At 71.5% G+C, this 5,066-nt stretch carries 6 protein-coding genes; all 6 read right to left on the reverse strand.

The features are described from left to right. Positions 1-2: 2 nt before the first annotated feature. A complete protein-coding gene (locus tag ACIRJT_RS31965) occupies positions 3-1,064 on the reverse strand; it encodes an ATP-binding cassette domain-containing protein (RefSeq protein WP_403916109.1) in 1,062 nt (353 codons plus the stop codon). After that, positions 1,064-2,023: a TauD/TfdA family dioxygenase gene (locus ACIRJT_RS31970; protein ID WP_403916112.1), complete on the reverse strand. Its 960-nt coding sequence runs from the start codon at positions 2,021-2,023 to the stop codon at positions 1,064-1,066. The genes ACIRJT_RS31965 and ACIRJT_RS31970 overlap by 1 nt, the downstream gene beginning before the upstream one ends. A gap of 67 nt (positions 2,024-2,090) precedes the next feature. Further along, positions 2,091-2,879, reverse strand: a complete 789-nt coding sequence (locus tag ACIRJT_RS31975; protein ID WP_403916115.1) for an FkbM family methyltransferase — start codon at positions 2,877-2,879, stop codon at positions 2,091-2,093. Positions 2,880-2,963: 84 nt separating this feature from the next. Then, positions 2,964-3,905: a TauD/TfdA family dioxygenase gene (locus ACIRJT_RS31980; protein WP_403916118.1), complete on the reverse strand. Its 942-nt coding sequence runs from the start codon at positions 3,903-3,905 to the stop codon at positions 2,964-2,966. A 12-nt stretch (positions 3,906-3,917) separates the two neighbouring features. Next, positions 3,918-4,712, reverse strand: a complete 795-nt coding sequence (locus ACIRJT_RS31985) for an alpha/beta fold hydrolase (RefSeq protein ID WP_403916121.1) — start codon at positions 4,710-4,712, stop codon at positions 3,918-3,920. 115 nt (positions 4,713-4,827) lie between these two features. Further along, entirely contained in the window at positions 4,828-5,064 is a 237-nt protein-coding gene (locus ACIRJT_RS31990) for an MbtH family protein (RefSeq protein ID WP_403916207.1), read from the reverse strand. Positions 5,065-5,066 lie beyond the last annotated feature (2 nt).

Genomic DNA, 5,066 nt, shown 5'->3' on the forward strand with positions numbered 1-5,066 from the left:
GTTCACGAGGTCTCCGAGGGGTCGCCGGTACGCCGTTCGGCCGCCGGGGTGGTGCTCAGGTGGCCTGTCAACACCGGAGCGGGGGCAGGAGGCCGGCCGATGGCACCGGTCGCCGGGGCGGGGGTGCCGGGGGTCGTAGCGGTCAAAGCGAGGTAGACGTCGTCCAGAGAGGGCTCCGCGTAGCGGATCTCGCTCACGTGCTGTCCCACGGCGTCCAGCACCCGGATCACCACGGCCAGATCCGCCGAATCCCCCGCCGGCACCGTCAGCTCGCCGCTCCCGCCCTCCACTCCTGGCGGGAAACCGGCCCGGCGCAAGGCCTCAGCGGCCACGGCCCTGTCCCCTTGCGGCCCGACCCTCAGCGAGATGGAGCCACTACCGGCCTGTGCCTTCAACTCCACCGCCGTACCCGAGACCAGAACCCGGCCCGCCCCCAGGACGGTGATCCGGTCAGCGAGCCGGTCTGCTTCCTCCAGATACTGCGTCGTCATCAAGACCGCCGTACCACCCCGCGCCAGCCCCTGGACCATCTCCCACAACCCGAGACGGCTGGGCAGGTCCAACCCCACGGAGGGCTCGTCCAGGAACAGGACATCGGGAGACCCGACCAACCCCAGCGCCACATCCAGCCGACGACGCATCCCCCCCGAATACGACGCCACCCTGCGCCTCGCAGCGGCACGGAGGCCGAACACCTCGAGCAACTCGTCCGCACGGCCCACAGCCTGGGCCTTGGAGGCTCCGCACAGCCGGGCCACCAGGACGAGGTTGTCGTATCCGGAGAGTTCCTCGTCGAGCGCGGCGAACTGCCCGGTGACCCCGATGCGCCGACGCACCTCCTCGGGGTGGCCGACCACGTCGAAACCGGTGACCGAGGCGGTGCCCGACGTGGGGGGCGTGAGGGTGGACAGGATGTTGACGAGGGTGGTCTTGCCCGCCCCGTTGTGGCCCAGAAGGCCCATGATCTCCCCGCGCGCCACGTCAAGGTCCACGCCGTCGAGGGCTTGGACCGCGCCGAAGCGCTTGTACAGGCCGGTGGCGTGGATCACCTGGTCCGCCGCCATCAGCTCAGCACGCGCCCGTGCTGCGCGCGCACGGCGCGGGACCGACGGTGGTCCAGGTGGACGAAGGTGCGCTGGAGCCAGCGGTCCTGGCCGTCGTAGCGCGGGACGAAGGCCGTACGCCCGTGCAGCGCGACGCGGTTGTCCACGAACACCAGGTCGGCCGGGTCCAGGACGAGTTCCTCGGAGACGGCGCGGACGGCGTCCGCCAGGGCGTCCATGGCCTGCCTGCCCCAGGGGTCGCTCGCGTGGGTGGCGTGGAAGTCGACCCGGATGTCCGGATCCTCCGCGTCACCGGTGAGCACGGCGTGCGGCTTGGTCCCGCTGTCCGGCCGTCCGAAGGAAGGGGGCGGCTCGGTGGTGAACAGGGGGCGTCGCAGCGTTTCGCGTGTCCCGGCGTCCAGGTGGTCCATCGCGGCGCGGATGGAGGCGACCCGCAGTCCGGCGGCCCGTTCGTGGTCGCTGCGGACGCAGAACAGGCCGACGTAGTCGGGGCGGTGGGGGTGGAAGGCGTTCTCGGTGTGCATCTCCAGCGGGACGGAGCCGGCGTTGGACTGCTGGCCCTCCCGGCCGGGCACGGGCACCACGTTCTGCACGAGCGCCCCCTGCTTCTCGTTGCGGTAGGCGATGACGTCGCCCAGTTCCATGGACAGGGCACACAGCACGGAGGCGCTCAGCGTCGCCCTGCGCTCCACGGAGTCGGCCTCCTGCGGAGTGGCCGGCACACCCTCGGTGGCGGGGAGGTTGCGCAGGAGCAGTCTGCCGGTGGGGCCGGGGTCCTGGCGGAAGGCGCGGAGCCGGTCCTGGAGCCGGGCGGGCAGGTGGCAGGAGAGGGCGCGGCACCGGTCGAGCCATTCCCGTTTGTCCACGAGGCCGGGGGGCGTGCGCGTCAACTCCTGGGCCAGCGCCGTCACGTCGTCGCGTTCGGCGGCGGACAGGGTGAAGCTGTTCTCGGGGTTCATGCTGTCTCTCCGGGTCGGGGAACCGTTCGGTTCGGATCTGCGGGGGGCGGCCGGGCAGGGGCGTGCCTCAGCCGCGGCGGGACCCAGCGACGGCGAACACGGAGTGGCGGTCGCTGCCCGCGTACCGGTCCTCCTGCTCGGTCAGGACGCTGAACCCGCGCCGCTCCAGCTCGTCGGCCACCGCTCGCAGCCGGCCGGCAGTGTTGCTGTCAGGGCTGTCGTGCACCTCCATGGCGATCTGGCGGACCAGTGGCCAGTGCCGGTCCGCCAAGCCCCGCAGCACCTCCCGCTCACCGCGCTGAACGTCGATCTTCAGCAGGTCGATCCGGTCCACGGGGTGCTCGTCGAGGACCGCAGAGAGCGGGCGGAGCCGGCAGTTCACCTTCTCCTCCCGGAACCGGAAGGCGAGGAGTTCGTCCAGCATCCGCTCGGCCTCGGGCAGGTGGTCGGTCCGCACCTGCCCCCGGACGAAAGCCCGTTCCGCCTCGGTGTCCGCCAGGGTGCTGCGCGTGGACATGGTCGAGTAGCCCGGATAGTGGGTGAACTCGACCTGCTGTTCCGCCTCGGCGAGGCCGTAGGGGTGGGCCTGCCCTGCCACCGCGTGGCGCTCCCGGTTGCGGCGCAGGAGTTCGTACACCTGGGGGACCGGCTCGAAGGAGTGGACCGTGGCATCGGGTCTCTCGGAGCGCACGAAGAGGGTGAACACGCCGATGTTGGCCCCGATGTCGAAGACCACGGGGGCCTCGGGCAGGTGCAGGGCCTCGGGCAGGTAGGCGCGGCGGGTGAAGATCTCGTCGTAGAGGAACTCGGTCTCATGCTTGTTGAGCCCTTCCACGTCGGCGAGGGCGATGGTCATCGGCGGCCTTCCTGTGAGGTGCGCGGCGGCTGTCTGTGGCGGTGGGAGCGGCCCGCGGGCCCGGCATGATCCGAGAGACGGGACCTAGTCCGACATGGCGACCAGGATGCGGCGTTCGCCGGTGAAGGGCCTGCGGCCGTGGGCCGCCTGGACGTTGTCGACGAGCATGAGGTCGCCGGGCCGCCAGTCGTTGTCCACGGCGTGCTCCAGTCCGCGGTCGCGCACCCGGCGTACGTGGTCGGCGGGTATCGGGGTGCCGTCCGCGAAGGCCACCGACTGGGGCAGTTCCTCCGGGGGCAGCATCCCCATCAGCGCGGCGGCGGCCTCGTCGCCGAGCGTTGCCGGGTGCCACTGATCGCTCTGGTTGAACCACAGCGGCTCGCCCGTGACGGGGTGCTCGATCGTCGCGGGCCGCACGTGGCTGACGCGCAGTCCGTTGCGGGCGTTCCACTGCCAGGTGGCCCCCGTGCGGGAGAGGTAGTCCTCGACCTCCGAGCGGTCCTGCGTCTCGAAGGTGTCCTGCCAGCTCTTGCCGAGCCCGCGTCCTCCGTGGAGGTTCTGGGTGTAGCGCAGGCCGCCCGCGAAGGCGTCGCGGATGTCCTGGTCCAGTGCGCGGTACCAGGCGGCGTTGTCCACCACCGGTGTCGCGCCGCCGCTGTCGGCCGCCCGCTCGCAGTAGAAGAGCAGCCGGGCTGGCCACCGCGCGGCGTAGGACATCTCGCTGTGCATCGAGATGGTGTACTCCGCCGGGTACTCCGTGGAGGTGTACACGTTGTGGCCGACCTTGGTGCGGGGGGAGTTGCCGAAGACGTAGGGCAGGCGGTCCGGGAGCAGGAGCGGCATGATCTTCTCCAGCTCCGTCGGGTCCACTCCGAAGCCGCTCAGGACCAGTGCTTTGTGGGCGGCCAGGAGTTCGTCGGTGCGCGCGGAGTCCTGGAGGAAGCCGGCCAGGGCGTCGGCGGTGGCGGGCAGCGCGTGGCTGTCCGGGCTGATCGCGGCGGGGCGCCAGGGGGTGGTCGGTTCCATGGAAGGGCTCTTTCATGCGTCGAGGAATCGGGTGATGAGCCGGTTGACCCGGTCGGGCTGTTCGAGGTAGCCGTAGTGGCCGCAGTCGGGCACCACGTGGTAGTCGGCTTGGGGCAGGGCGTCGGCGATCTCCTTGGCCAGGTGCGGCGGCGCCACGATGTCGTCGGCGAAGGCGATCACCCGGCAGGGGGTTGTGATCTGGGCCAGGTCCTCCCCGTGGGCGTCGGTGGCGCTGATCTCCGTCTGGGTGCGGACACCGGGGCCCGCGGTCGCCGTCAGCTCGAAGAGGTCGAGCCAGTCGGTGATCCGCTCGTCGTCCGCGAGCGTCCTGGGCGATAGGTTCCCCATGGCCCGCACCACCGCCAGGTAGCGGGGCGGCACGGTGACGCCGCTGTCGGCGAGATCGATCTCGGCTGCGGTCGCCGCGGCCCTCATCCGGTCCGCCCGGGCGCGCGGCGCCATCAGGACACACCGGGAAACCAGGTCGGGGCGGATACGGGCGACCTCGCGCGCGACCCTGGCTCCCAGGGACGTCCCCACGACCGAGCATGGGCCCAGACCGAGGTGCTCGATCAGGCCGATGGTGTCGGCGGCCATGTCCTGGAGGGTGAAACCGGGGCCCCCGCCGCTGGGGGCGATGCCCCGGTTGGTGAACGTGACGGCCTCGAAACCCGCGGCGACGAGCGCGGGCACCTGGTGCAGGTGCCAGCTCGTTCCGGCGGCTCCGCTCCCCATGATCAGGAGGACGGGGGGACCACTGCCGGTGCGTGTGTGATCCAGGTCGATCCCGTTGATCCGTGCCAGCATCCAGGCTTCCTCGCAGTTCGTCGGCGGTCTCCAGGACCGGGTCGGTCGGTGAACGGGCGCGGAGGGCGCGGGCGGGCGGGTCCGTGCACCGGGCCGCCCGCCCGCGCCCCCGAGGTCACCGGGTCGCGCCCGCGGACTTCTCGTGGGTCTCCATGGCGTCGATGAGGCTCTGGGGGCGCAGGTCGGTCCAGTTCGCCTCGATGTAGTCCAGGCACTCCTGGCGCGGGCGCTCGCGCACGACGGCCCGCCAGCCCGCGGGGATCTCGGCGAAGTGCGGCCACAGCGAGTGCTGGTTCTCGTCGTTGACCAGGACGTTGAAGACGCCCTCGGCGTCGTCGAAGGGGTTGGTCATCG

The organism is Streptomyces sp. NPDC102283 (genome assembly GCF_044766265.1).
Lineage (GTDB): Bacteria > Actinomycetota > Actinomycetes > Streptomycetales > Streptomycetaceae > Streptomyces.